Raw genomic sequence first — 23,210 nt, forward strand, 5'->3', positions numbered from 1 at the left:
CGATGTTTCAAGCAATTCGTCGCGCATGGTGTCTCCTTTCAGCTAGGAAACGATCGGCTGCAAAGGGCCGTTCCGTCACTGAATGAAACCGCGTGTAACCATGTGGTGAAGTGAGACGCGGTGAACGCATCACGATGATTGCGTTTAAGGGCGCTATTTTCCCACAATCTGCCACCTCTCGCGTTCGAGCGTCTAAGCTGCCTGGTGCTGTTAACGTGCGCTCTTGGAAACTGCGGCTTTGAACTCTAGACTTGGCCTGCGGCCGGAACAGGCGGCAGGCCAAGGGAAGGGAGGAGCCCAGGTTCGTGAAGCAGCGATTTCGTGTCCTTGTAGGGCTCTGCCTGTTATTGGCCGTTTGCTATGCTGCCACCTTTCCCGGCAGAGAATTGGCGACGCGAAGCTATATGGACGAGGCCTCACTGCAGGCCGGCTCCGCCTTGCGCCTCGCTGTCTCGGCACTTGCCGGGCATCTGAGCCGATACGAACCGCTCCCGGAGCTGATCGCCGACCACGACGATATCAAGCAACTCGTCAGTGACCCCGATAATCAGGCTCTGCGCGATAAAGCAAACACCTATCTGAAAGAGATCAACAGCCTGCTTGAATCATCCGACATCTATGTGATGAGGATGAATGGCGATACCATCGCCGCAAGCAATTATGATGGCCCGACGAGCTTCGTGGGGGAGAATTTCAGCTACCGACCCTACTTCCAGGATGCTGCAAAAGGCAGTCAGGCGCGGTTCTACGCGCTCGGCACCACCTCGCTGAAGCGAGGCTATTACTTCGCCTCGCCAATTCGGGTGAGTGAAACTATACGCGGCGTTATCGTCTTTAAGGTTGATATCGATTCGATCGAGGCGTCGTGGAAGGGCGGCGAGTACAAGATATTCGTGTCCGATCCGGAAGGCATCATTTTCATGACCGGCAGCCCGGAGTGGCTGTATTCCGGCATCTTGCCACTGACAGAGGAGCGCCTTGAACGCACCCAGGCATCGCGTCGCTATGCCGAGGCCGTGTTGAAGCCGCTTCCAATGAGCGAGCAGCATATGGGAGGTCATCGCCTGATCACGATTGCCGACGGTGGCGCCACCAGGGAATATCTGACCCTTTCTCACTACATGAACGACGCAGACTGGACCGTCAGTGTCCTGATGGACACGAGTTCCGTGCATGCACAGGCACGGACAATGCTCATTGCGGTCCTGCTTTCCATCGGCCTGTCGGGGCTGGTTGTCGCGATCGTGTTGCAGCGTCGCGCACGCGCGCAGGAGAGAATGCGCATGCAGATCGATGCGCGCAGTGATTTGGAGCAGCGTGTCGAAGAGCGAACCGCTGATCTGGCACGTGTCAATCAACGCATCAAAGAGGAAATCGGCGAGCGACGGCTGACGGAACGCAAGCTCCGCCAGACGCAGGCCGATCTCATTCAGGCAGGAAAGCTTGCTGGCCTCGGGCAAATGTCAGCGGCATTGTCGCATGAACTCAACCAGCCGCTTGCTGCCGCCAAGACCTATGTGGACAGTGCCGCGATGCTGATTGCGCGCAATCGCGTTGATGAGGCCCGTGACAACCTTTCTCGCATCTCCGCTCTGATCGACCGGATGGCGTCGATCAGCCGGCACCTGCGCAATTTCGCGCGCAAGCCCAACGAGAAGATAGGTCCAGTTTCGCTTGCGGCCGTAATGGCCGATACTCTTGAAATCGTTTCTGCACGCCTGAAAGTGGCGGACGCGACGCTCGTTGTCGATCTCGGCGAACCATCTGCCGCCGTGCAGGCAGGCTCGGTGCGCCTGCAGCAGGTTCTTGTCAACATCATCACCAATGCCGCTGATGCGGTGGAGGGTTTTGACGACAGGCGGATCCATGTCGTGGCCGCCAGCGACGGTGCCAAAGTGATCCTGACTGTGCGCGACCACGGGCCAGGTGTTGCCCCATCGATTGCCGATCGAATCTTCGATCCGTTTTTCAGCACGAAGGGCGTTGGCCGCGGCCTCGGGCTGGGCTTGTCGATCTCCTACAACATCATCAGGGATTTCGGCGGCAGCCTTTCGGTTGTCAACGCACAGGACGGCGGCGCCGAATTCCGGATTGTGCTTGATGCCGCGCCGGCAATCAGCGAGGCGGCCGAATGAGCGGCGGCCGGATACTTCTGATAGACGATGAGGAGGAGATGCGTCGCTCTTCTGCCCAGGCACTCAGCCTGTTTGGGCTGGATGTCGTTACCTTCGCCAATGCAGAACCGGTGTTGGAACGTGTCGGATATGGCTTCGACGGCGTGGTGATCAGCGATATCCGGATGCCCGGCATGGATGGCATGACGCTCTTGCAGCGCATACGCGAGATGGATTCCGAGATACCGGTCATCCTGGTGACGGGACATGCGGACGTGCAGCTCGCAGTCAGCGCAATGCATGCCGGGGTCTATGACTTTGTCGAAAAGCCGTTCGCGGCCCAGCACCTTGTTGGCATCATCCGACGCGCGCTGGATCGGCGCAGCCTGGTTCTCGAGAACAGGCGTTTGCGTGCTGTGGCCGGCAAGCGCGACGACATCGAGGCTCGTCTGCCGGGACGCACGCAGGCCATGGTGGATCTGCGCTATCGGCTGCGAGCCATTGCAGCCACGGATGCCGACACGCTGATCATCGGTGAGACGGGCGCCGGCAAGGAAGTCGTCGCCCGTGCGCTGCACGACACCAGTGCCCGGGCCGACAAGCCGTTCATCGCGATCAATTGCGCAGCCTTGCCCGAGACCCTGATCGAGAGTGAATTGTTCGGACACGAAGCCGGCGCTTTTCCCGGGGCCCTTCGACCGCGATATGGCAAGTTCGAGCACGGCCGTGGCGGCACGATCCTGCTCGACGAAATCGGTTCGATGCCGTTCGATCTTCAGGCGAAATTCCTGCGTGTCCTGCAGGAGCGCATTATTACCCGTTTGGGCTCCAACGATCCCGTATCGCTCGACGTGCGCTTCATCGCCACGAGCAAGGTCGATCTGGAGACGGAAGTGGCGCGTGGGCGCTTTCGCCCTGACCTCCTTTACCGTCTCAACGTCGCGACCATTCACGTGCCCTCGCTTGCGCAGCGACAGGCAGATATTCCGCTGTTGTTTCTCCAGCTGGTTCGAGAGGCGGCGGCCCGCTACGGGCGTAGCGACATAGAGGTACGGCCGGAGACGATGGGCAAGATCGGCTCGCGAAGCTGGCCGGGCAATGTGCGCGAATTGCGCAACGCCGCCGACCGACTGGTTCTCGGTCTCGACCTGCAGCCTGAGGACACGGCTTTGCAAAACCGAAAGCTCGCCGACAGGGTCGCCGCTTACGAGCGTGGCCTCATTGCCAGCGCGCTTGCCGCTCACGGAAGCTTGCGTCCGGTTTACGAGATGCTCGGTGTTTCGCGAAAGACCCTCTATGAGAAGATGCAGAAATACGGGCTTGAGAAAGGCGGGGCGGGTGATGACGAACTCGAAGCGTGATGGGTGGAAATCCACCCATGATTCCGCCCGTTTGTCCCCTTTCCTACCCATCTTGTGCTATATGATGCAGGAAAATGCGACAAGCGGCACCTCGCCCGGTTGTCGGGCGCATTGAGCGCTCCACAGTAACAGTTGTGACCGGGGCGGGGGGAGCTGCTCCGGCCGGTTACCGGGAGGATGAAATGAAAATATTGAATGCCTTGTTGGCCATGACGGCCGTAGCCGCCGTTTCGCTCATGTCAGGGTCCGCAATCGCTCAAACGTACCCGGAACGGACCATCACGATGGTCGTTCCGTTCGCCGCTGGCGGCCCGACGGATACTGTGGCCCGTCTCGTGGCCGAGTCGATGTCGAAGGATCTCGGCCAGCAGATTGTCGTCGAAAATGTCGGCGGGGCCGGTGGCACGCTCGGCGCAGGCCGCGTCGCACAGGCAGACCCGGATGGCTACACGGTGCTCCTGCATCATATCGGCATGGCGACAAGCGCCACGCTTTACCGCAAGCTTGCCTATGACACTTTGAACTCCTTCGAATATGTGGGCCTCGTGACAGACGTGCCGATGACCATCGTTGCGCGCAAGGATTTCGAGCCGAGCGACCTCAGGGGCCTCGTCGAATACATCAAGGCCAACAAGGATAGCGTTACCGTTGCCAATGCGGGCATCGGCGCGGCTTCCCACCTGTGCGGCATGATGCTGATGAGCGCGATCCAAACGCAGTTGACCACGGTTCCTTACAAGGGCACTGGCCCCGCAATGACCGACCTGCTCGGCGGCCAGGTCGACATCATGTGCGATCAGACCACGAACACGACCAAGCAGATCCAGGGTGGCACGATCAAGGCTTACGCCGTCACCTCGCCCGCACGCCTGAAGGTGTTGCCGGATGTGCCGACTGCCGTCGAAGGCGGTCTTGCCGATTTCCAGGTCGGTATCTGGCACGGGATTTATGCCCCAAAAGGCACGCCGGCAGATGTGACCGAGCGGCTGTCGAAATCGCTGCAGGTTGCGCTCAAGGATCAAAACGTCGTTGCCCGCTTTGCCGAACTCGGCACCGAGCCGTCGCCGGACGCTGACGCGACACCGGCGGCCCTTAAGGCCAAGCTCGAAACCGAGATTGCCCGCTGGAAGCCGGTGATCGAGGCGGCGGGGCAGTACGCCGACTAAGCACTGTCGGTTGCCGCCCGGAATGCGTTTCGGGCGGCGCTGTTGCGGCAGCACCTGGCTGCCCTTGCCGTTTGTGCGGCAATGTCTGGATTTTTCGTGCCGTGACAGCAGGGACATGACGGCAACCGCCACAGGGGGAGATATGAAATCATTGACATTCGACAGCACCAATGCCCTTTGCGGCGCGCTCTTCATCGGGCTCGGCTGTTTCTTCATTTATCAATGCCTCAACCTTGAACTCGGCACTGCGCTGCGAATGGGCCCGGGCTATTTTCCGCTGCTGCTTGCTGTCGTCCTGACATGTCTTGGCCTGATCGTGCTGATCCAGGCGACACGGGTCCAGGGCGAACCGCTTGGCCCGATCGCATTGCGCGGAATGGCCTTTATCCTGCCAGCACCCATCGTCTTTGGATTGACGGTGCGCGGTCTCGGTTTCGTGCCGTCGCTGTTCGTCGTGGCGCTTATTGCGGCTTTCGCTTCCTCACGGATGAAGGTGCCGCTGGCGATTATACTTGCAGCCGCAATAACCCTCTTTTCGGTCGCCGTCTTCAGCTACGCGCTTGGCTTGCCATTCGAGCGCTTCGGCCCTTGGGTCCGGTTCTAGGAGGCGTCGATGGATCTCGTCAGTAATCTCGCCCTTGGCTTCACCACCGCTGCCTCGCCCGAAAACCTTCTCTTCTGCCTGATCGGCGTGCTGCTTGGCACCTTGATCGGCGTCCTGCCGGGAATCGGGGCGACCGCGACCATCGCGATGCTGTTGCCAATCACGTTCCAGCTCGAGCCGGTTTCCTCGCTGATCATGCTTGCCGGCATCTACTACGGCGCCCAGTACGGCGGCTCGACCACGGCCATTCTTATCAACATGCCGGGCGAATCTTCGTCGGCGGTGACTGCCATCGATGGCTATCAGATGGCCCGTCGCGGCAGAGCAGGGGCAGCACTGTCGATTGCGGCACTCGGCTCGTTCTTTGCCGGCACCGTCTCGACCTTTCTTGTGGCGATCTTCGCAATCCCTTTGACCGCGCTTGCCCTTAAATTCGGCGCCGCCGAGTATTTCTCGCTGATGATCGTCGGGTTGGTTTCCTCGGTTGCCCTTGCACATGGCTCGATTGTCAAGGCTCTCGCGATGGTGGCGCTCGGGCTGCTGCTCGGATTGGTCGGGACGGATATCTACACAGGAACGCCCCGCTTTACCCTCGGCATTCGCGAATATGCCGATGGTCTGAATTTCGTTGCCGTTGCCGTTGGCGTGTTCGGTGTTGCCGAAATCCTGCGCAATCTGGAGGGCGAGAAGACCCGAACGGTATTGATGGCCAAGGTCAGCGGTCTGTGGCCGACGCGAGAGGAATTCCGGCGGATGATCGCACCGGTGCTGCGCGGCACGGCGATCGGGTCGGCACTTGGCATCCTGCCGGGTGGCGGTGCCATCCTTGCCGCCTTTGCGTCCTATACGGTGGAAAAGCGCATCTCCGACCGTCCGCAGGAGTTCGGTCACGGGGCGATTGCCGGTGTTGCAGGGCCGGAATCGGCCAACAATGCCGGCGCCCAGACCTCGTTCATTCCGCTGTTGACGCTGGGGATCCCGGCAAATCCGGTGATGGCACTGATGGTGGGCGCCATGATCATTCAGGGGATCGTGCCAGGTCCGAACGTGGCGAGCGAGCAGCCGGCGCTGTTTTGGGGGATCATCGCCTCGATGTGGATCGGCAATCTCATGCTGGTTGTCCTCAATCTACCGCTGATCGGCCTTTGGGTGAAATTGCTGACCATTCCCTACTACGTGCTTTTTCCGATCATCATGGCCTTCTGTTCCGTCGGGGTCTACAGCGTCAATAGCAACGTTTACGACCTCTACGCAGTCGCCTTTTTCGGGCTGGCGGGCTACCTGCTGGTCAAGCTGCGCTGCGAGCCGGCACCATTGCTTCTTGGCTTCGTGCTGGGCCCGCTGCTCGAAGAAAACCTGAGGCGCGCCATGATCCTTTCCCGCGGCGATCCGATGACGTTCGTGACGCGTCCGATCAGTGCCATCCTGCTGCTGATTGCGCTCGCTGTCCTGCTGGTCGTGTTCTTGCCGTCGGTAAAAGCCAAGCGCGAGGAGGTCTTCCAGGAAGAAGACTGAGCAAACGGGGTGATCGCATCACCTTGACAAACAGACCGCAACGAGGAGGAATTTGGATGACGAGACTGACCCTGACGCGTCGAGACACGCTTGCTGCAGGCCTTTCCTTGGCAGCGACGCTGGTGGCTGGATCACCATCGCTTGCGGCGGATTTTCCTAATCGGCCGGTTACGATGGTCGTGCCATTTGCGGCCGGCGGATCGACTGACGTCGTTGCCCGCATTCTCGCGCAGAAGATGTCCGAAGATCTCGGCCAGCAGGTGATCGTGCAGAACGTGGCAGGTGCGGGCGGAAATCTTGGCGCCGACAATGTCGCACGGGCCGATCCGGATGGTTATACGATCCTGATGGGGACGGTTGCGACGCATGCGCTCAATCCGCTAATCCTGAAGTCGACCCCCTACGATCCCGAAAAGGATTTCGCCCCAATCTCGCTGTTGGTTCTGGTTCCCAACGTTCTCGTCGTCAATCCCGCACTGCCGGCCAAAACACTTGCCGAACTGGTCGCACTCCTCAAGGCCAATCCGGGCACTTACAGCTATGCCTCGTCCGGCAACGGCACGCCGCTGCATCTTTCCGGAGAGCTCTTCAAGGCAATGGCCGGGGTGGAGATGGAACATATCCCCTACAAGGGCTCGGGCCCGGCCTTGAACGATGTTCTGGGCAATCAGGTTCCGATCATGTTCGACAACCTGCCGTCGTCGTCCGGCCATATCAAGAGCGGCACGCTGCGGGCGCTTGCGGTCACCACCAAGCAGCGCGCCCCGTCCTTCCCCGATGTGCAAACGGTTGCCGAGACCGTTCCGGGCTACGAAACCTATACCTGGAACGCGCTGTTTGCGCCCGCCGGCACTCCGGCAGACGTCGTTGCTCGTCTGAACCTGGCGGCCAACAAGGCGCTCGCCGATCCAGGCGTTAGCAAGCGCATGGCCGAATTCAGTGCCGTTGTCGTGGGTTCGACGCCCGAGCAGCTCGGCGCACATGTAAAGGCGGAGATCGCCAAATGGACCCCTGTCGTGCGCGACGCCAAGATTGAACTCGAATAGGCACTGCCAAATCTCAGGCGAGCGTTGCCGAGTGGATGGAGTGAGCGACAGCGATCGTCGCTCCATTGGCCAAGCGCGAGGAGCGGAGCCTTTGACCGGCTGAACCTGGACGCCGCTGCTTTCCAATCGCAGTGGTGATCGACATTTGTCGCGACGCCAAAACCGCATCACCATCGATAAGCGATACTTATCGGCAGTGAGGCGTGGCCTGCAGTATCCTGTTGGGTGGCGGAATCAAATACTATCATAGCTTCTGGTTAATGGCGGATTTACCATAACTTCAATACGTTATGATTCTACAAAACTGCCCATAGGCTCCCTGCTGCGTAACCGGGGCAAATTGTTGGCAGTGCCGATTTTGTGTTCACTCCGGCTATGTGTCTTTCCACAGTCGGAGGCGGGGACATCGCGCAACGGGCGAAATGCGCTCATTTTGGACATTGCGATCACCGACGATGCCGCTAACATTTGGCCGATTCCACGATAGAGCGATGCCGCCCATCTGCCGATTGAACAGAGCACAGCCATGAAGCCTATTGTCCTGATCGCAGCTATCGATGCCGGCCGTGCCATCGGCAAAGGCAACGATATTCCATGGCACATCCCCGGCGAACAAAGAGCTTCAGGGAAGTGACAATGGGCAATGCTCTGATCATAGGACGCATGACCTATCTCTCGCTACCCGGGTCGGCATTGCATCGTGCTATCTCGCTCGTTCGCTTCCCAGACTTCTGAGGTGCGCTCGGCTGCGTCGGTCAGCGAGGCACTTTCATTGGCGTCGGAATTGCCGGGTTCAGAGATCATCATTGGTGGTGGTCAGGAGATTTATGAGCTCTTCCTTCCGCTCGCCGAGCGGATTCATCTGACCGTGCTGGACACTGTATTCGGTGGTGACCGCTTTTTTCCATTCGTTCCTGAGGACGAGTTCTCAATTTGCGCTGAAGAGCGAGTTGAAGGTGCGATACCTTACACGCGCCGCATCTATGAACGCAGCTCCGGATTCCCGAATTCGCGTGACAAGGTTTGATCCCGCGTGATTGGTGATGCAGATGGCGACCGCCGGGGCGCGCAGGATCCTTGGGCGCTCAGGCCTTTGCCGCGACCAGGGCGGCCAGCGGCGGAGTAGCCTGGCCATCGAGGCCGAGGCGGTCGCCGAGATAGTGCCAGAACGACAGACCGAGCTTCCTGCAGGTCTTCATTAGCCCAAGCATGGTGTCGCGAGCGACGCGGCCATCGCGGCTCATCGTGCCGCCGGAGATCTTTCGCTTGGTGACGAAGCTGCGCAGATCGTTCTCCGGCGCATTGGTGTGCAGCGGAATGCCCGGCCGTTCCAACACCTTGAGCAATTCATCCTTTCGGCGAGAGAGACGAGCCAGAAGCTTGTCGAGGTCATGATAGCCGGTGCGCAGCGAGAAGATGCGCGCGAAGCGTTTGTGGAATGCGGCGGCAAGGCCGCGCGAGGGCTTTCGCCTGACGCTCTTCAGCGTCCGGTAGAACCGCCACACGAGATCCCGCACGAAGAATTTGTCGAAGACATGCAAAGAGCATTTGCGGATCGCGTTCAGCCTTTTGTGGGTCGATCTTGGCTCATGCGCGAACCGTTTGAGGATTGTGGTTGAGCATCTTCTGGACGACCTTGGTATCACGCGCGGAAAAGGCTGGTGGAACGGATCAAGATGCTGGCTGAGACATCACCCGATCATCAGGAAGCGCTTGACGCTCTGAGACACGTTGGAAATGTAGGCAGTCACGAAGGACGTCGGGATTTCACCACGTTGATCGATTGCTTCGAAATTCTCGAGCTAGCACTTGAAGACCTTATAGATACCCGCAGGACAAGGCTCAGCGAAACCGCTCGAAAGCTCGTGGAAGCGAAAGGGAAGGGCGTGTCAACACCGACTTTGTCATAACGTTCCGCCATGACGAACGCTTTGAGGATGGCGCGCGGTGCTGCGGCAAGCGTAAGATCTGCGCGCGGCGCCCAAAATCCCGCGGCCCTGCTCGTATGGATACGAGTTGGCTGCTTAAGCTGCCGAATTGCTGCACGCAGTATATCGAATGCGGAGCATATTTAGTTGTATTCGAACCGCTCTGCCGGAGCAGATCTCCCGCACAGCGGTTTCAATTTAGCGCGCGCCGGCCTGACGCATTTGCGCCGGCAGAGTTTCCCACGCCCGGATCAGTTCGCCGATGGAGGCGGCCTCCATCTTGTGCATGACATTGCTGCGATGCAGCTTGACGGTCACTTCACTAATGCCGAGATCGAAGGCGATCTGCTTGTTAAGACGTCCATGCACCACTTTATACAGCACCTCGCGCTCGCGCTGCGTCAGCGTCTCAAGATGTTCGATATTGCGCCTGGCGATCATGGCTTCCGCCCGTCGTTCGGCATCCATCGCGATGCCCGTGGTCACAGCGTCAAGCAGTGTCTGGTCCCGCACCGGCTTGGTGAGAAAATCCACCGCGCCGGCCTTCATCGCTTGGACGGTCATCGGAATATCACCATGCCCGGTCAGAAAGATGATCGGCTTGGGGTTGCCGTTTTCCGCCAGCTGCTGCTGCAAATGGAGACCGCTTGCGCCGGGCATGCGCACATCGAGTATCAAGCAGCCGGGGCTGTCCAATATATCGGCGTCAAGCAATTCGCGGGTCGAGGCAAAGCTGACCGGCTGGAGGCCCGCTGACAGGATCAATTCCGCCAACGCTTCCCGAATAGATGCATCATCATCGACAATAGCGACAAGCGGCTGATCCTCTTCATTTCTGCGCTGTGGTGATAACGCCGCCGAACTCTGCAGCAACGGTTGGTCAACTCTCATGTCACCCTCCATCTCTCGACTTGTGTAACGCATTGGCGATGGCCGTGAGCAGCGCCTGGGCATCGAAGGGTTTGCGAAAAAAACCGCTGATGCCTTGAGCGCGGCTCTGATCCGCTATTTCGTGGCGGCCCGTGACCAGGAATACCGGCAGTTCCGGACGTGCCTTCTTCACGACGTCACGAAGTTCAAAGCCGTCTATTCCAGGCATCCCTATATCGGTGATGAGCACATCCAGGTCCGATAGTCCGTTGACGAGCAACGATGCTGCCGACGAGAAGCTGCGAGCCACATAGCCCGCAGATTCCAGAAGATTGCCCACCGACTCAAGCATTCTTGGATCGTCATCAACAATTGCCACGACATGTCTTGTCTTGTTCATGTTCAATTCCCTCCCACTCTGCGCGAATGGGTAATCGGTGTTTCCAATCTCTCTGCTATACGCACGAGATCGGCGAGCGACGCCGCCGCCATTTTCTGCATCACGTTCCTTCTGTGGATTTGCAGCGTGACTTCGCTGATCCCCAGCTCTGCTGCCGCCTGCTTGTTGAGAAGACCACTCACGACGAGCGGCAGGACCTCGCGCTCTCGCGGTGTCAGCTCCAGGTAGCGTTGTCTCAGCATGCGGAGTTCAGCGCGTTCCAACCTCTTTTGCCGATCCTCGGCAATCGCTGCATGGACCGCCGCCATCAGATCCGCATCGCTAAAAGGCTTGGTCAGGAAATCCACCGCGCCGTGCTTGATCGCACGCACCGAAGATGGAATGTCGCCGTGCCCTGTGATGAAGACGATCGGCGGATGAGCCCCATCCGCGATCTGCTTCTGCAGGTCGAGGCCGTTGATATCAGGCAATTCGATATCGAGGATGAGGCAGGCAGGTACGTCTGGCTTATCCGCGTTCACATAGTCGCCCGCAGATCCAAATGCGACAGCGCGCATGCCATGCGAGTCCAAGAGCTCGCAGAGGGCCTCTCGAATTCGTTCATCGTCATCTACGATGAAGACAATATGATCATCGGTTTTCATGGCACTGCCTTCATTTCAACCGGCAAGGTGAAGATGAACGTCGCGCCATGCGGTTCGTTGTTCTCCGCCCACAATCGTCCGCCGTGTGACTCGACAATCGAACGGCAGATCGCCAGCCCCATGCCCATGCCGTCTTCTTTTGTCGTAAAGAATGGCTCGAATATTCTGTCGGGAAATTCAATACCCTGGCCTCGATCGCTGATATCAGTCTGGATGACATCCCCCATATGGCGCATGCGTATCCCCAGCACTCTGTCGCCTGCAATAGAGTCCATTGCCTCCATGCCGTTGCGAATGAGATTGATCAGAACCTGCTGGATCTGGACGCGATCCATGGCGACGAGCGGAAAGTCGCCGTCGATCTTCACCTCCATCCGCACGCGACGCCGTGACGCTTCAACAGCCACCAGGCTCCGTGCTTCGTTGATCACGCTGGCGAGTGCCGTATGGATCCTCGTGTCCAGGGATTGCTTGAACAAGGCGCGAATGCGGCTGACAACATCAGCCGCCGAGTTGGCATCCCGAATGATGTGCTCTACCGTTTTCTCCGCTCGCTCGATATTTGGCGGTTCGGACATGAGCCAGCGTTGGCAGGCGTGCGAGTTTGCAACGACGGCCGCCAGGGGCTGGTTCACCTCGTGCGCGATAGAAGCCGAAAGCTCAGAGAGGCTCGCTGCCTGGCTTGCCCGGGCAAGGCTCTCTTGCGCAAGACGCAACTTTTCCTCCGCCTGAACTTCGCCGTCGATATCCAGGCAGATGACATTCCACTGAACGATCGCACCTCCGGCGTTACGCATTGGCGCAGCACGCGTCTCGACCCAGCGATATTCGCCATCGAATCGCAGCAGGCGGTGTCTACGCGCATATGGCTCGCCCGTAGTCAATGAATACGCATAGTTCTCTTTGACGCCAGCGACCTCGTCAGGATGAACGCCGGCATCGAGTGTGCCGGCCAATCGGGACTTCCCCGTTCCGTCCAGGTCTTCGAGCTTATATCCGAGGAAATCGCGGAGTTGAGGGTTGCGATAGAGCGGCTCCCCATCCGGCGCGGCGCAATCGATCATTACGGGCAGTGTTTCAACTAGCTGCCAGAGCGACCGTTCTCTCTCGCGCACCTCCTCCTCGATGCGCAGTTGATCGTCGATGTCATGCGAGAGGCCGTACCACTGGACGATCCGCCCGCTCTCGTCCCGCAGGGGCTCCGCACGCCCCGACATCCAGCGATAGACCCCATCTGCACGACGCAGGCGATAGTTCAGGGAAAAGGTCTCGCCGGTGGCGAAGGAGTGGTCGAGCGCTTCCGCCAGTCGGACCGCATCATGGGGATGGACGAGAGCCGCTATGGCTGCAGCTAGCCCGCTCATTTCCGACCCATCGTAATCCCCTACATCCAAACCGAGGAACTCGATCATGCGCTTGCTGAAGAAGACCGGCTCGCCCGCCGGGCTTAGCCGCCATAGCAGGCTCGGAACCAAGTCGACGAGCTGCGAGAATTCGCGTTCCCGGTTGCGCAATGCCACCTCGGCCTTCTTGCGCTCTGTGATATCGATGAAGCCGACCAGACTCTTGTCGGCAACCGCACCGGGGCGAGCGGTCGTGAAAAGGACATCGATGACGCTGCCGTCCATGCGCGCCACCCTGGTCTCTTCCTGAAAGACTTCCTCGCCACGATATCGCGCCTCGATGGAGCGGCGTATGGTGGCAATGCTCGGTTGCCAGTAACGGGCAATCGGCCCGAGCATCTCTCCGGCATCCTTTGCGCCGAACATCGCGATGATATGTTGGTTGACTTCTTCAACCTCCAGAGCATCCACCGCACGCGGCAGGAATTCGGGATGTTCGTCGATGTAGGTTTTGAGTTCCGTCACACCCTGTGCCCGCAACTCCTTGAATAGGGGAATGAGCTTGCTTGCATCCACCTGGGTGAGTCCGATGGGCATATAGTGGAAGAGGTCGCGGTAGCGGCGTTCGCCTTGCTGTAAGGCCTCCTGCGCAGTCACGAGATCGTGGATATCCACGCTGACCCCGTACCAGTGGACAATCGCACCGGTATCGTCGCGCAACGGCTCTGCCCGGGTCTCAGTCCAACGATAGCTGCCGTCGATCCGCAGCTGACGATACCTCTGAACGTAGGGGGCACCCGTTCTGAACGAATCGCTGACGTCCTGCCGAGCCGCGTCTCTGTCGTCCGGATGGATCACGCTCAGGGACGGCGAACCATCGGGCGCGGTAATATCCTCGAGTGTAGCGCCCGTTACATCCCTGAAGCGCTTGTTGATGTAGATCGGCGTTCCTTCGGGTGTAGTGGCCCAAATCAGAGCGGGCACCGCGTCGATCAACTGCTGGAGCTCCTGTTCCCGCTCTTGCGACGCCTGCTGCGCGCGCACCTCTTCATCGATGTCGATGGCAGCCGCGTACCATTGCACGATTACTCCCTTTTCATCCCGCAATGGTTCGGCGCGGCCCTCCATCCAGCGATAGACGCCGTCCGCGCTGCGCCGGCGATACCTTATGGTATAGGGTTCACCGGTGGCCAGCGCATGTTTGAGCACCTCTCGCATGCGCGGTCCATCCTCCGGGTGGACGGTTGCACCGATGAGTGCCGCCAGGCGGCTCACCTCCGGCTTGTCCCAGGCCGCGACATGGTCGATGCCGATGGATCGCAGGGTGCGCTTGCTGAAGAAAGTCGGCTCGCCATCGGGCGACATGCGGCCAATATGTACCGGAACCATATCAACGATCAGCGACAGCTCGCGCTCACGCTCGCGCAGCGCCTCCTGCGCGCGAACTTCGTCGTCGACGTCGACATTGACGCCGTACCATCGCAGGATAGCACCGGACTCATCTTGCAGAGGCGCAACCCGGGCCTCAACCCAGCGATAGACCCCGTCGTGCCGAATTTGCCGAAGCCTCAGGCTGTAAGGTTGTCTGGTAACAAGCGAGTCGGCCAATGCCTGTGCTGCCCTTTGCTTGTCTTCAGGATGGATCAAATTTAATGACGCAATGCCGTCAGGCGCTCTCATATCGGCAAGGGTAGCACCCACAATTTCTGTGAACTGCTTGTTCACGTAGTCCGGCTTTCCTTCGCTCGTTACAGTCCAGATCATGGCCGGCACAGCGTCGATCAGTTGTTGAAGCTGCCGCTCACTGCGCCGCACTGCCTCCTCGGCCTGCATCTGGTCCTCGACATCGTGACCGATGCCATACCACTGGGTGATGCTTCCAGTCTGATCCCTCATCGGCTCAGCACGGCTTGACATCCAGCGATAGACGCCGTCGGTCCGCCGCAGTCGATAGCGCATGGCGAACGTCTCGCCAGTGACAAGACAACGTCTCAAGGTGTTCCTGAGCTCAAACGCATCATCGGGATGAATGACGGTTCCAATGACAGCCTCCAACCGGCTCATGCCCGGTTTGTCGGCATCACTGACGTCCAGACCGAGGAAATCGACCATGCGCCTGTTGAAGAAGGTGGGCTCGCCGTCGGGCCTCAGACGCCAAACGTGGCTCGGGACCATATCGACCAGTTGCGAGAGCTCCTGCTCCCGGTCGCGCAAGGCCTCTACGCTTTGGCGCAACGTAAACATCGCCAGTTGGTGCTGCCGGGATATCGCGGCCACGATGAGCGCTGAAAATGCCGAGATCGCCAGAAAAAGCTGCAGCATGATCTGCTTGTGTTCCTGGGACTCGGGATCGCCGGCAAACGGACTGGCGCCGGATATTGTGAAAGCGGCGGTGATCAGTGCGAGGAGAGCCAAGGTGACGGCCGCGCCTTTGAACTCGAAACGCACCGCAGCCCAAAGGAGAGGCGGCATGATGATATAGGCGAAGGGGAGGTAACCGCTCAGGGCAAGGGCGGCGACGCCGAGAAAGATCAGCCCCAGGACGCAGGCTTCGATCCAACGAACGGCCGAAAACTGGGCTTTGCCGTGCCAGTTCTGAAATACGACCAGCGCCAGTGGAGCTACGATCAAGACCCCAGTGGCGTCTCCGATCCACCAAAGGGGCCAAGCCGCTCCGAAGGTTTGCGATCGTATGCCAAACCACGCAAGCGTCGCACTTCCCACCGTCGCGCTTACAACTGGCGCAATTCCTGCGCCCAGTAAGACGAATGCAAGAACTTCCCGCAGGGTTTCCAGCCGAACCGGTCGCCTCAAAGTCCGGCTCACGAGCCATGCCCCGGTTACCGCTTCTAGAGCGTTGCCGATATACATCAGGAAGGCAGCAGGCAGCGGACTGTGAAACCACAGGAAATTGCTGAACAATTCAGCCAGACAGCCGCCCAGAATCCACCACGGCCAGCTAGGCCTGGAGGCAAGAACAAGCGTAGCAATGAAAAGCCCGCTCGGCGGCCAAATGGAAATACCTGTTCCAGGCACGATTGCGAGCAACTGGGCGAATCCGCAGCCCAGGACATAGGCGGCAATAAAAAGACCCAGATGCAAGAATTGGGGGCGGTGCGACCAGATGCGCATCATCAGCAGCTCCTGTCGGACAAAGAAAGCCAGAGGACCATCAGCGTCTCGTGCAGAACGTATTCTCGATTTTGGAGCTGGCGAACTCATGATCCGAGCGTAATCCCGCAAGGCTCCAGTCGCAACTCATGGAAATCCATGCATTGTCGGGAGACATTGCCGCTGCGCTGTGTGTCTGGAAAGCTGGAATAGGCCCGGGCGAACCGGAAAAATTCGGCCGGGCCAGGCGACAACATTACCTCATCAAACGAGGGTAATTGTCTCAGTAGCTCCGTTCGCGGTCACTCATCGTGTCCGGATCGAGCAAACTCTCGAACCTGCGCATGACGGAGTGAATTGCAATGAAGCCACGTCGGCGGCTGAACCGACGAGCAGTTATTGTCAGCCCGTGCATCCTGCGTATCGCGCCTATCACCTTGGACATGTCACCTATACCTGGTGACTAGAGCGCTACACCCTCTGCACGATAGAATGATTTTGTCTCCCCTGTCACTTTCCGATGCGATCGAGTCATTTGGCCCGAGAGCGCCACAACGAGGGAGATAGTCATGAAAATTGTCATTATCGGCGGCACCGGGCTCATCGGGTCCAAGACCGCAGCGCGCTTGCGCAACAAGGGCCACGAGGTTCTGGCCGCGTCGCCCAACACCGGCGTCAACACCGTCACCGGCGAAGGAGTTGCGGAAGCGCTGGCCGGTGCCGAGGTCGTCATTGACCTTGCAAACGCACCATCGTGGGAAGACAAGGCTGTGCTTGAATTCTTCGAAACGGCCGGCCGCAACCTGCTCGCCGCCGATGCCAAGGCTGGTGTCAAACACCACATTGCCCTCTCGATCGTCGGATCGGAACGGCTGCCGGACAACGGGTGCTTCAAGGCGAAGCTTGCCCAGGAGAGGCTGATCAAGGAATCATCCATCCCCTACACGATCGTCCATTCCACCCAGTTCATGGAATTTCTGAAGGGTATTGCCGACGAAGCGACGGTCGGCGCAGTCGCTCGTTTGTCACCGGCCGCTTTCCAGCCTATCGCCTCGGATGACGTTGCCGATGTGATGGCGGATGTCGCCCTCGGGAAGCCGCTTAACGGCACGATTGAGATTGCTGGTCCCGAGCGCGCTCCCATGAACGAGATCATTGCCCGGTACCTGAAAGCGGCCAACGACCCGCGGATGGTCGAGGCAGACGTCCATGCGCGCTATTTCGGATCTGAACTCAACGATCAGTCGATCGTGCCCGGCGAAAGTGCGCGGATCGGCAAGGTCGGCTTCCAAGACTGGTTCCGTTCGTCCCAACAGCCGAAGTAAGCTAAGCGTCGAACCATCTCTGGGCTCGTCTTTTGCCCAGCTTTCGAACGCACATATGCATTCAACAACCAAAGGGATAACGACAATGAAGTCAGCTTTGTTAACGATATTTGTGTCGGCTTCAGTTTGCCTACTTGGCACTTTGCAGGTTGCCGTAGCCGGAAACGCTGCAAAGGTCACATCGCTCATGAGCAAGGACCTTCCCAACTATCCCGGCAAGGAGGCGCTCATGATATCGGTCGAGTATGGGCCGGGAGGCTCCGACCCTATCCACAAGCACGACGCAAATGCATTCGTCTACGTTCTCGAGGGTTCGATCGTGATGCAGGTCAAGGGAGAGAAAGAAGTCACCTTGTCGCCGGGCGAGACCTTCTACGAAGGCCCCTCCGACATTCATTTGATCAGCCGAAATGCGAGCACGACGGAACCGGCGAAATTCATCGTCGTGCTGCTCAAGAACAAGGACGCTCCGGTCGTCATGCCGGTGGAGTGACTCCCCAGGCTGGCGACGGTCCAATGTTTGCCAGCTGCATGGCAGGGCTAAACCAGACCGCTGCCCAAGGCACGAGAGAGGGAGCAAGTCGATGAAAATCACGGTTATGGGGGCGACCGGGCGAATCGGGACGCACCTCGTAGAGAAACTTGGGCAGGCAGGCGCAGAGGTGACAGCTGCGTCCACCTCACTCGGCGTCAACAGTGTGACGGGGGAAGGCCTGCGAGCGGCCATAGTGGGTTCCGACGTTGTCATCGACGTCACCAATGCCGCGTCGTTTGGCGACGACACGGCCCTGGATTTTTTCAAGGCTTCCACCCGGAACATGTTGGGTGCCTCAGCAGATGCGGGGGTCAGGCACTACCTCGCGCTTTCCGTGGTGGGAACACCGCGCCTTGTTGAAAGTGACTATTTCCGCGCGAAGATGGTGCAGGAAAATCTCATCAGGGCAGCGCGACGGCCCTATACCATCCTCCATTCCACGCAATTCTTCGAGTTTATCAGTGGCGTAGTCGACATGGGCGCAGACGGAGACGGCTTCCGGCTTCCCTCGGCATCAGTAAGGCCGATCGCTGCTGACAACGTCGCTGAGATGCTGGTCGAATTGGCGATGGGGGCAGCAAAGAACGATACCGTGGAGATCGGCGGGCACGACCAGTTCGGTCTCGACGAGATTGCACGTATGCACCTTGCAGCAAACGAAGACATGCGCCAGGTCGTGACAGATAACAGCGCCCGCTACTACGGCGTCGAACTGAACGATGACACATTGCTGCCGCTTGCGGGAGCGCGTGTCGGTTCGCTGAGCTATGTCGACTGGCTGTACCGTTCCATGGCCAATTAGACGTCTTCCGACATCGCCATCGACACCAGCGAACGGCCAGCAAACTGGGAGATAAGGAGGGCTTCCGCCCTTCCCGAACCAAAACTGGGATGGACATGAACGCAACCGACCGGGAATTTCGGTTCCTGACACGCCGATTGTGACCCAAGCAATGGAGTATGCCCGGGAACGATGTGAACCGTATCTGTTCAACCACGTTATCCGCTCCTGGCTCTTTGCGGCACGGTTGGGACAAATTCAGTCCATCGAACACGACGCGGAGGTGGTCGCCGTCGGGACCGTGCTCCACGACATCACGCTGAATGAGCGCTTCAACGGGCGAGGCGCTTCGAGGTTGAAGCCGCCGATATTGCCAGGACCTTTGAAGGGAATCGGGCTTCGACGAACGCCGGGCACAGCTGATCCGGGACAGAGTCGCGCTGAACTCGACGGCCTCAATCGACCTCTTTAAGGAGGCCGAGGTCGCGATCTGTACAGCCGGTATCTGCCTTGGTGTGATCGGCTGGCAACTTCACGCCCGCCAACATCGGAAGGGACAACTGCAATGAATTCACAGGTAACGATTCCTATGCGTGAGACATACGCAGCCTATACCACAAGGTGATTCACTCTCCATTGCAAACGCGAGTATTGAAATTCAATCAGGAAATCAGCAGGAGGTTAACATGAGCTCGGACAACGTTTCACATCCCGGTAGACCGGGGGCCGACGAGTTGGTTCCGTCGCGCTACGCGTTGAAGATCGGCGAGATTGACGTAATGGTGGTCAGCGATGGAGTGCTGACGCTGCCGGGCAAGATGTTGGGCCACAACGCCGACCCGACCGTCCGGGCGGCCTGGCTGGACTACAATTTCCTGCCGACGGAGACGCTCGATTGGGGGCTGAACGTGGTCGTGGTGCGCAGCGGCGGCCGGACCGTACTCATCGACGCCGGGCTGGGGGACGACCCGAACTTGAACTTGCCGAAGGCCGGGCAACTGGCCCATCGGCTGGTCGCCGCCGGCATCGATCTTCCGTCCGTGACCGACGTGGTGCTGACCCACATGCACATGGACCACATTGGCATGCTGCTCGTCGACGGGGTAAAGGACCAGTTGCGTAAGGACCTGCGAATCCACGTGGCGGAAGCCGAGGTCAAGTTCTGGACGCACCCCGATTTCTCCCACGTCTCCATGCCGCAGGGGTTCCCGGACGCGCTTCGGGCGGCCGCCAAGCGGTTCGCGGAAGAGTATCGCAGCAATCTGCAGACGTTCGAGGAGGTGTACGAGGTCGCGCCGGGGGTGGTCGTCACCCGCACCGGCGGCCACACACCCGGGCACAGCGTAGTACGCCTCGCGTCCGGCGGCGACCGTCTGATGTTCGCCGGCGATGCCGTGTTCGCTGTCGGGTTCGAGCACCCGGACTGGTTCAACGGCTTCGAACACGACCCCGAGGAAGCGGCCCGCGTTCGGATCCGCCTTTTGCGGGAGCTGTCGGCGAGCGGCGAGCTTCTGGTGGCCACTCACCTGCCGTTCCCATCCATCGGCCATGTGGCGGTGGAGGGCGATGCCTTTCGTTGGGTGCCGATCTTCTGGGACTACTGACTGCCTGTCGGATTAGGGCCGAACTAGACGACCGGCATTTGAACGAACGGATGGCCGGCGACAAGGAGGAGATCATCATGGACGTATACGAGGCAGTCAAAAGCCGACGGGCGGTGCGCGGATTCAAAAACGAGCCCGTGTCGAGGGAGGTGCTTGAGCGCGTGCTATCCGCCGCAGCTTGGTCGCCGTCCGGATCGAACATTCAGCCGTGGAACACCTACGTGCTGACCGGCGCGCCGCTGGCCGAGCTCAAGACATGCGCCGTCGAGCGCGTGGCCCACGGCGACGCTTGGGACGAGCGGCAGTATGAGATGTACCCGCAAGTGCTGAAGTCCCCCTATGGGGAGCGCCGATCCGCCTTCGGCAAGGAGCGCTACAGCGCGCTCGGCATTGCGCGCGAGGACTGGGAGGCGCGGCAGCGGGCAGCCATCGCCAACTGGAACTGTTTCGGCGCGCCCGCCGCCCTGTTCTGCTACATCGACCGCGACCTGGGCCGGCCCCAATGGGCCGACGTAGGCATGTATCTGCAGAGCGTCATGCTGCTGCTCCGCGCCGAAGGGCTGCACAGTTGCGCGCAGATGGCGTGGTCGCAGGTCCGCGAGACGGTCGCGGAGGTGCTGTCACCCCCGGACGGGCTCATCCTCTTTTGCGGCATGTCGATCGGGTACGAGGACCTCTCGACAAGTTCCGCCCGTACGGGCCGCGCCCCGCTCCACGAAACGGTCACGTTCGTCGGCGGTTAGCCGAATATCTCATAATAAGGAGTGCATCCGCCTCAAGAATCGGTGATGTCAGGTTAACCGATGATGAAGTTGTAGGCGGTAGTTGGTAGTCATGATTGAGTCGACTGTCAGCTACAAGCGTCATCGTTTCCCGTCCGCTGTGATCGCTCGGGCGGTCTGGCTGTACTTCCGATTTCCGCTGAGCCTTCGCCTAGTGGAAGAGATGCTGCTGGAGCGCGGCATCGTCGTTTCCTATGAGACGATCCGGTGTTGGGCGAAGAAGTTCGGCCGTGACTATGCCGGCCTCTTGCGGCGCAAAGCACCGAGCCCAAATGACGTGTGGCATTTGGACGAAGTCGTCATCACGATCGGTGGCAAAACGCATTGGCTCTGGCGGGCCGTCGATCGGGACGGCTATGTTCTCGACGAGATTGTTCAGGCCCGCCGCAACACCAAGGCTGCCAGGCGCCTGCTGACCCGGCTGATGAAGAAGCAGGGATGCTTACCGAAGCGCATCGTCACGGACAAGCTTCGTTTCTACGGCGCGGCACTGCGGCAGATCATGCCCACGGTCGAGCATCGATCGCACAAAGGGCTGAACAATCGCGCCGAAAACTCCCATCTACCCCTGCGAAAACGAGAACGAATAATGCAACGGTTTCGCTCGCCAGGCGCACTGCAACGCTTCACGAGCGTCTTTTCGGCGGTCCGAAATCTCTTCGTCCCGCCACGCTCCAAACACTCCGCCATCGCCGTCCACCTGCACCGCATCAGAGCGATCGCGCATTGGAGAGCAGTCACGGGCACCGCTGCCTGAGCCTCCCGCCTAACGGAAAGTGTTCCTGAGGAAGTTAACCTGACATCACCAAACGCTGAAGCTGTCGCGCTGACTTGAAGCGCTTCATGATCCTCTCCCGTCGTCGGATCGGCTGATGAGAGTTTTCCGCCCGATTGTTCAGGCCTTTGTGCGAGCGGTGTTCGACGCCGGGCATGATATCGCGTTTTGCTGCGCCATAGGACCGGAGCTTGTCGGTGATCATCACACGCGGCGAACGGCCTTGCCCTTTCAGAAGCTTTCGCATCAAACGTTTTGCAGTCTTGGCACTGCGGCGACTTTGCACCAGCACGTCGAGAACAAAGCCGTCTTGATCAACGGCGCGCCAAAGCCAGTGTTTCTTTCCACCGATGGCGACGACAACCTCATCGAGATGCCATTTGTCACCGGCGCCTGCCGGCTGATCGTTTCCGGATATCATTGGCAAAGCGTCTGCCGAACTTCTCAGCCCAGCGTCGCACCGTCTGGTGAGAGACGATGACGCCACCAGCTGCGAGCATATCCTCGACCATCCGTAGGCTGAGCGGAAACCGGAAATAGAGCCAAACGGCATGGGCAATCACCTCCGCTGGAAATCGGTGGCGCCGATAAAGAGGATCACGGCTAAATCTGGTCATCCCACCAGATCCCACATTTTCATCGATGCACGGTTAACGTTACGGTGCCGATGATAATCCTGCGCCGTCGGGCGCGCACAAGATGAGCCTCTCAGGGGTTGAACTAGAACTAGGTCGCCACGTGCAGGTTGGCCGCTAGGACGACCAACCCGACGTACCTCGTATGTTCACACGTCTCGCTCGCGAGGTGCCCGGATTCAGGCGGCCCGCGCGTTCACGGTCGCTTTAGCGATCTCGGTAAGCAGTTCGTCTGTCGTTTCCTCTTCGTCAAGAGTCTCCGCGAGGAGGTCAGCTACGTCATCTAAACCGAGCGTCTCCGCCCAGGTTACCATCGTTCCGTAGCGGCTGATCTCATAATGTTCCACAGCCTGCGCAGCGGCGAGCAGGCCCGGATCGAGGGCTGCCGTGCCCTTGAACGCCTCCATGACTTCCTTGCCTTCCTCGATGATGCCGAGGATGGCATTACAGGTCTTCGGCTGCGCTGGCTTGCCCATCAGTTCGAAGGCCCGTTCGAGGCGCGTTACGTGATCTTCGGTCTGACCGCGATGTGTTTCGAATGCCTCCTTGAGATCAGGTGATTGTGCGGCTTCCGCCATCTTGGGCAGGGCGGTCAGTATCTGCTTTTCCGCGAAGTAGATATCCATGAGGGTCTCATAAAGGAGATCACTGAGGTTTTTAGGTTCTGCCAT

Annotated in this window: 19 protein-coding genes and 2 pseudogenes; 14 read left to right on the top strand and 7 right to left on the bottom strand. The window is 59.4% G+C overall.

The annotated features are described in order from the left end of the window. Positions 1 to 305: 305 nt before the first annotated feature. The 7 genes from LPU83_RS65090 to LPU83_RS75970 all read left to right on the top strand — a co-directional run bounded on the left by LPU83_RS65090 (position 306) and on the right by LPU83_RS75970 (position 8,833). A complete protein-coding gene (locus tag LPU83_RS65090) occupies positions 306 to 2,135 on the top strand; it encodes a sensor histidine kinase (protein WP_024317236.1) in 1,830 nt (609 codons plus the stop codon). Continuing rightward, the gene (locus tag LPU83_RS65095) at positions 2,132 to 3,475 is read left to right on the top strand and encodes a sigma-54-dependent transcriptional regulator (protein ID WP_024317235.1); all 1,344 of its coding nucleotides are present in this window, start codon (positions 2,132 to 2,134) and stop codon (positions 3,473 to 3,475) included. Before LPU83_RS65090 ends, LPU83_RS65095 begins: the two co-directional genes overlap by 4 nt. Positions 3,476 to 3,657: 182 nt before the next feature. After that, positions 3,658 to 4,641, top strand: coding sequence for a tripartite tricarboxylate transporter substrate-binding protein (locus tag LPU83_RS65100; protein ID WP_024317234.1), 984 nt, complete (start codon positions 3,658 to 3,660; stop codon positions 4,639 to 4,641). 142 nt (positions 4,642 to 4,783) lie between these two features. Next, the gene (locus tag LPU83_RS65105) at positions 4,784 to 5,245 is read left to right on the top strand and encodes a tripartite tricarboxylate transporter TctB family protein (protein ID WP_007800836.1); all 462 of its coding nucleotides are present in this window, start codon (positions 4,784 to 4,786) and stop codon (positions 5,243 to 5,245) included. Positions 5,246 to 5,254: 9 nt separating this feature from the next. After that, the gene (locus LPU83_RS65110) at positions 5,255 to 6,760 is read left to right on the top strand and encodes a tripartite tricarboxylate transporter permease (protein ID WP_024317233.1); all 1,506 of its coding nucleotides are present in this window, start codon (positions 5,255 to 5,257) and stop codon (positions 6,758 to 6,760) included. Positions 6,761 to 6,816: 56 nt separating this feature from the next. Next, on the top strand, positions 6,817 to 7,806 hold the full coding sequence (locus LPU83_RS65115; protein ID WP_024317232.1) for a Bug family tripartite tricarboxylate transporter substrate binding protein: 990 nt from the start codon (positions 6,817 to 6,819) through the stop codon (positions 7,804 to 7,806). Between the two features lie 736 nt (positions 7,807 to 8,542). After that, on the top strand, positions 8,543 to 8,833 hold the full coding sequence (locus LPU83_RS75970) for a dihydrofolate reductase (RefSeq protein WP_051166722.1): 291 nt from the start codon (positions 8,543 to 8,545) through the stop codon (positions 8,831 to 8,833). A 58-nt stretch (positions 8,834 to 8,891) separates the two neighbouring features. Here the strand turns inward: LPU83_RS75970 and LPU83_RS65130 are convergent. After that, positions 8,892 to 9,323 (bottom strand): annotated as a pseudogene (locus LPU83_RS65130) (IS66 family transposase); the annotation flags it as partial. A gap of 159 nt (positions 9,324 to 9,482) precedes the next feature. On the opposite strand from LPU83_RS65130, the gene LPU83_RS75975 reads away from it, so the two are divergent. Then, complete coding sequence (locus tag LPU83_RS75975; RefSeq protein ID WP_024317230.1) at positions 9,483 to 9,716, top strand: DUF4145 domain-containing protein; 234 nt, start codon at positions 9,483 to 9,485, stop codon at positions 9,714 to 9,716. Positions 9,717 to 9,932: 216 nt separating this feature from the next. On the opposite strand, the gene LPU83_RS65140 is transcribed toward LPU83_RS75975, so the two are convergent. From LPU83_RS65140 to LPU83_RS65155, 4 genes are read right to left on the bottom strand one after another with little or no spacing between them, the layout of a single operon-like run. Further along, on the bottom strand, positions 9,933 to 10,625 hold the full coding sequence (locus LPU83_RS65140) for a response regulator transcription factor (RefSeq protein ID WP_024317229.1): 693 nt from the start codon (positions 10,623 to 10,625) through the stop codon (positions 9,933 to 9,935). Position 10,626: 1 nt separating this feature from the next. After that, a complete protein-coding gene (locus LPU83_RS65145) occupies positions 10,627 to 11,004 on the bottom strand; it encodes a response regulator transcription factor (protein WP_024317228.1) in 378 nt (125 codons plus the stop codon). Between the two features lie 2 nt (positions 11,005 to 11,006). Beyond that, positions 11,007 to 11,648 (bottom strand): response regulator transcription factor, encoded by a 642-nt coding sequence (locus tag LPU83_RS65150; RefSeq protein ID WP_024317227.1) that lies wholly within the window; start codon positions 11,646 to 11,648, stop codon positions 11,007 to 11,009. Next, positions 11,645 to 16,126 (bottom strand): PAS domain-containing protein, encoded by a 4,482-nt coding sequence (locus tag LPU83_RS65155; protein ID WP_024317226.1) that lies wholly within the window; start codon positions 16,124 to 16,126, stop codon positions 11,645 to 11,647. Before LPU83_RS65155 ends, LPU83_RS65150 begins: the two co-directional genes overlap by 4 nt. 545 nt (positions 16,127 to 16,671) lie before the next feature. On the opposite strand from LPU83_RS65155, the gene LPU83_RS65160 reads away from it, so the two are divergent. From LPU83_RS65160 to LPU83_RS65185, 6 genes are all read left to right on the top strand, one after another. Beyond that, on the top strand, positions 16,672 to 17,427 hold the full coding sequence (locus tag LPU83_RS65160; protein ID WP_024317225.1) for an SDR family oxidoreductase: 756 nt from the start codon (positions 16,672 to 16,674) through the stop codon (positions 17,425 to 17,427). An 85-nt stretch (positions 17,428 to 17,512) separates the two neighbouring features. Beyond that, entirely contained in the window at positions 17,513 to 17,920 is a 408-nt protein-coding gene (locus tag LPU83_RS65165; protein ID WP_024317224.1) for a cupin domain-containing protein, read from the top strand. Between the two features lie 91 nt (positions 17,921 to 18,011). Continuing rightward, a complete protein-coding gene (locus LPU83_RS65170) occupies positions 18,012 to 18,764 on the top strand; it encodes an SDR family oxidoreductase (protein WP_024317223.1) in 753 nt (250 codons plus the stop codon). Positions 18,765 to 19,429: 665 nt separating this feature from the next. After that, positions 19,430 to 20,347, top strand: a complete 918-nt coding sequence (locus LPU83_RS65175) for an MBL fold metallo-hydrolase (RefSeq protein WP_037071080.1) — start codon at positions 19,430 to 19,432, stop codon at positions 20,345 to 20,347. Positions 20,348 to 20,424: 77 nt separating this feature from the next. Beyond that, complete coding sequence (locus LPU83_RS65180) at positions 20,425 to 21,090, top strand: nitroreductase (protein ID WP_024317221.1); 666 nt, start codon at positions 20,425 to 20,427, stop codon at positions 21,088 to 21,090. A gap of 91 nt (positions 21,091 to 21,181) precedes the next feature. Continuing rightward, on the top strand, positions 21,182 to 21,886 hold the full coding sequence (locus LPU83_RS65185; protein ID WP_040680874.1) for an IS6 family transposase: 705 nt from the start codon (positions 21,182 to 21,184) through the stop codon (positions 21,884 to 21,886). Between the two features lie 46 nt (positions 21,887 to 21,932). Here LPU83_RS65185 and LPU83_RS65190 read toward each other — a convergent pair. Together LPU83_RS65190 and LPU83_RS65195 are read right to left on the bottom strand one after the other, a co-directional pair. Beyond that, positions 21,933 to 22,521, bottom strand: a pseudogene (locus LPU83_RS65190) (IS6 family transposase); the annotation flags it as partial. 197 nt (positions 22,522 to 22,718) lie between these two features. Further along, positions 22,719 to 23,210, bottom strand: a complete 492-nt coding sequence (locus LPU83_RS65195; protein WP_024318608.1) for a YciE/YciF ferroxidase family protein — start codon at positions 23,208 to 23,210, stop codon at positions 22,719 to 22,721.

This window comes from Rhizobium favelukesii (assembly GCF_000577275.2).
GTDB lineage: Bacteria > Pseudomonadota > Alphaproteobacteria > Rhizobiales > Rhizobiaceae > Rhizobium > Rhizobium favelukesii.

Coding starts and splice junctions, on each gene's coding strand:
- LPU83_RS65095 (WP_024317235.1), top strand. CDS start 2,132: ATGAGCGGCGGCCGGATACTTCTGATAGACGATGAGGAGGAGATGCGT.
- LPU83_RS65100 (WP_024317234.1), top strand. CDS start 3,658: ATGAAAATATTGAATGCCTTGTTGGCCATGACGGCCGTAGCCGCCGTT.
- LPU83_RS65105 (WP_007800836.1), top strand. CDS start 4,784: ATGAAATCATTGACATTCGACAGCACCAATGCCCTTTGCGGCGCGCTC.
- LPU83_RS65110 (WP_024317233.1), top strand. CDS start 5,255: ATGGATCTCGTCAGTAATCTCGCCCTTGGCTTCACCACCGCTGCCTCG.
- LPU83_RS65115 (WP_024317232.1), top strand. CDS start 6,817: ATGACGAGACTGACCCTGACGCGTCGAGACACGCTTGCTGCAGGCCTT.
- LPU83_RS75975 (WP_024317230.1), top strand. CDS start 9,483: ATGCTGGCTGAGACATCACCCGATCATCAGGAAGCGCTTGACGCTCTG.
- LPU83_RS65140 (WP_024317229.1), bottom strand. CDS start 10,625: ATGAGAGTTGACCAACCGTTGCTGCAGAGTTCGGCGGCGTTATCACCA.
- LPU83_RS65145 (WP_024317228.1), bottom strand. CDS start 11,004: ATGAACAAGACAAGACATGTCGTGGCAATTGTTGATGACGATCCAAGA.
- LPU83_RS65150 (WP_024317227.1), bottom strand. CDS start 11,648: ATGAAAACCGATGATCATATTGTCTTCATCGTAGATGACGATGAACGA.
- LPU83_RS65155 (WP_024317226.1), bottom strand. CDS start 16,126: ATGATGCGCATCTGGTCGCACCGCCCCCAATTCTTGCATCTGGGTCTT.
- LPU83_RS65160 (WP_024317225.1), top strand. CDS start 16,672: ATGAAAATTGTCATTATCGGCGGCACCGGGCTCATCGGGTCCAAGACC.
- LPU83_RS65165 (WP_024317224.1), top strand. CDS start 17,513: ATGAAGTCAGCTTTGTTAACGATATTTGTGTCGGCTTCAGTTTGCCTA.
- LPU83_RS65170 (WP_024317223.1), top strand. CDS start 18,012: ATGAAAATCACGGTTATGGGGGCGACCGGGCGAATCGGGACGCACCTC.
- LPU83_RS65175 (WP_037071080.1), top strand. CDS start 19,430: ATGAGCTCGGACAACGTTTCACATCCCGGTAGACCGGGGGCCGACGAG.
- LPU83_RS65180 (WP_024317221.1), top strand. CDS start 20,425: ATGGACGTATACGAGGCAGTCAAAAGCCGACGGGCGGTGCGCGGATTC.
- LPU83_RS65185 (WP_040680874.1), top strand. CDS start 21,182: ATGATTGAGTCGACTGTCAGCTACAAGCGTCATCGTTTCCCGTCCGCT.
- LPU83_RS65195 (WP_024318608.1), bottom strand. CDS start 23,210: ATGGCAGAACCTAAAAACCTCAGTGATCTCCTTTATGAGACCCTCATG.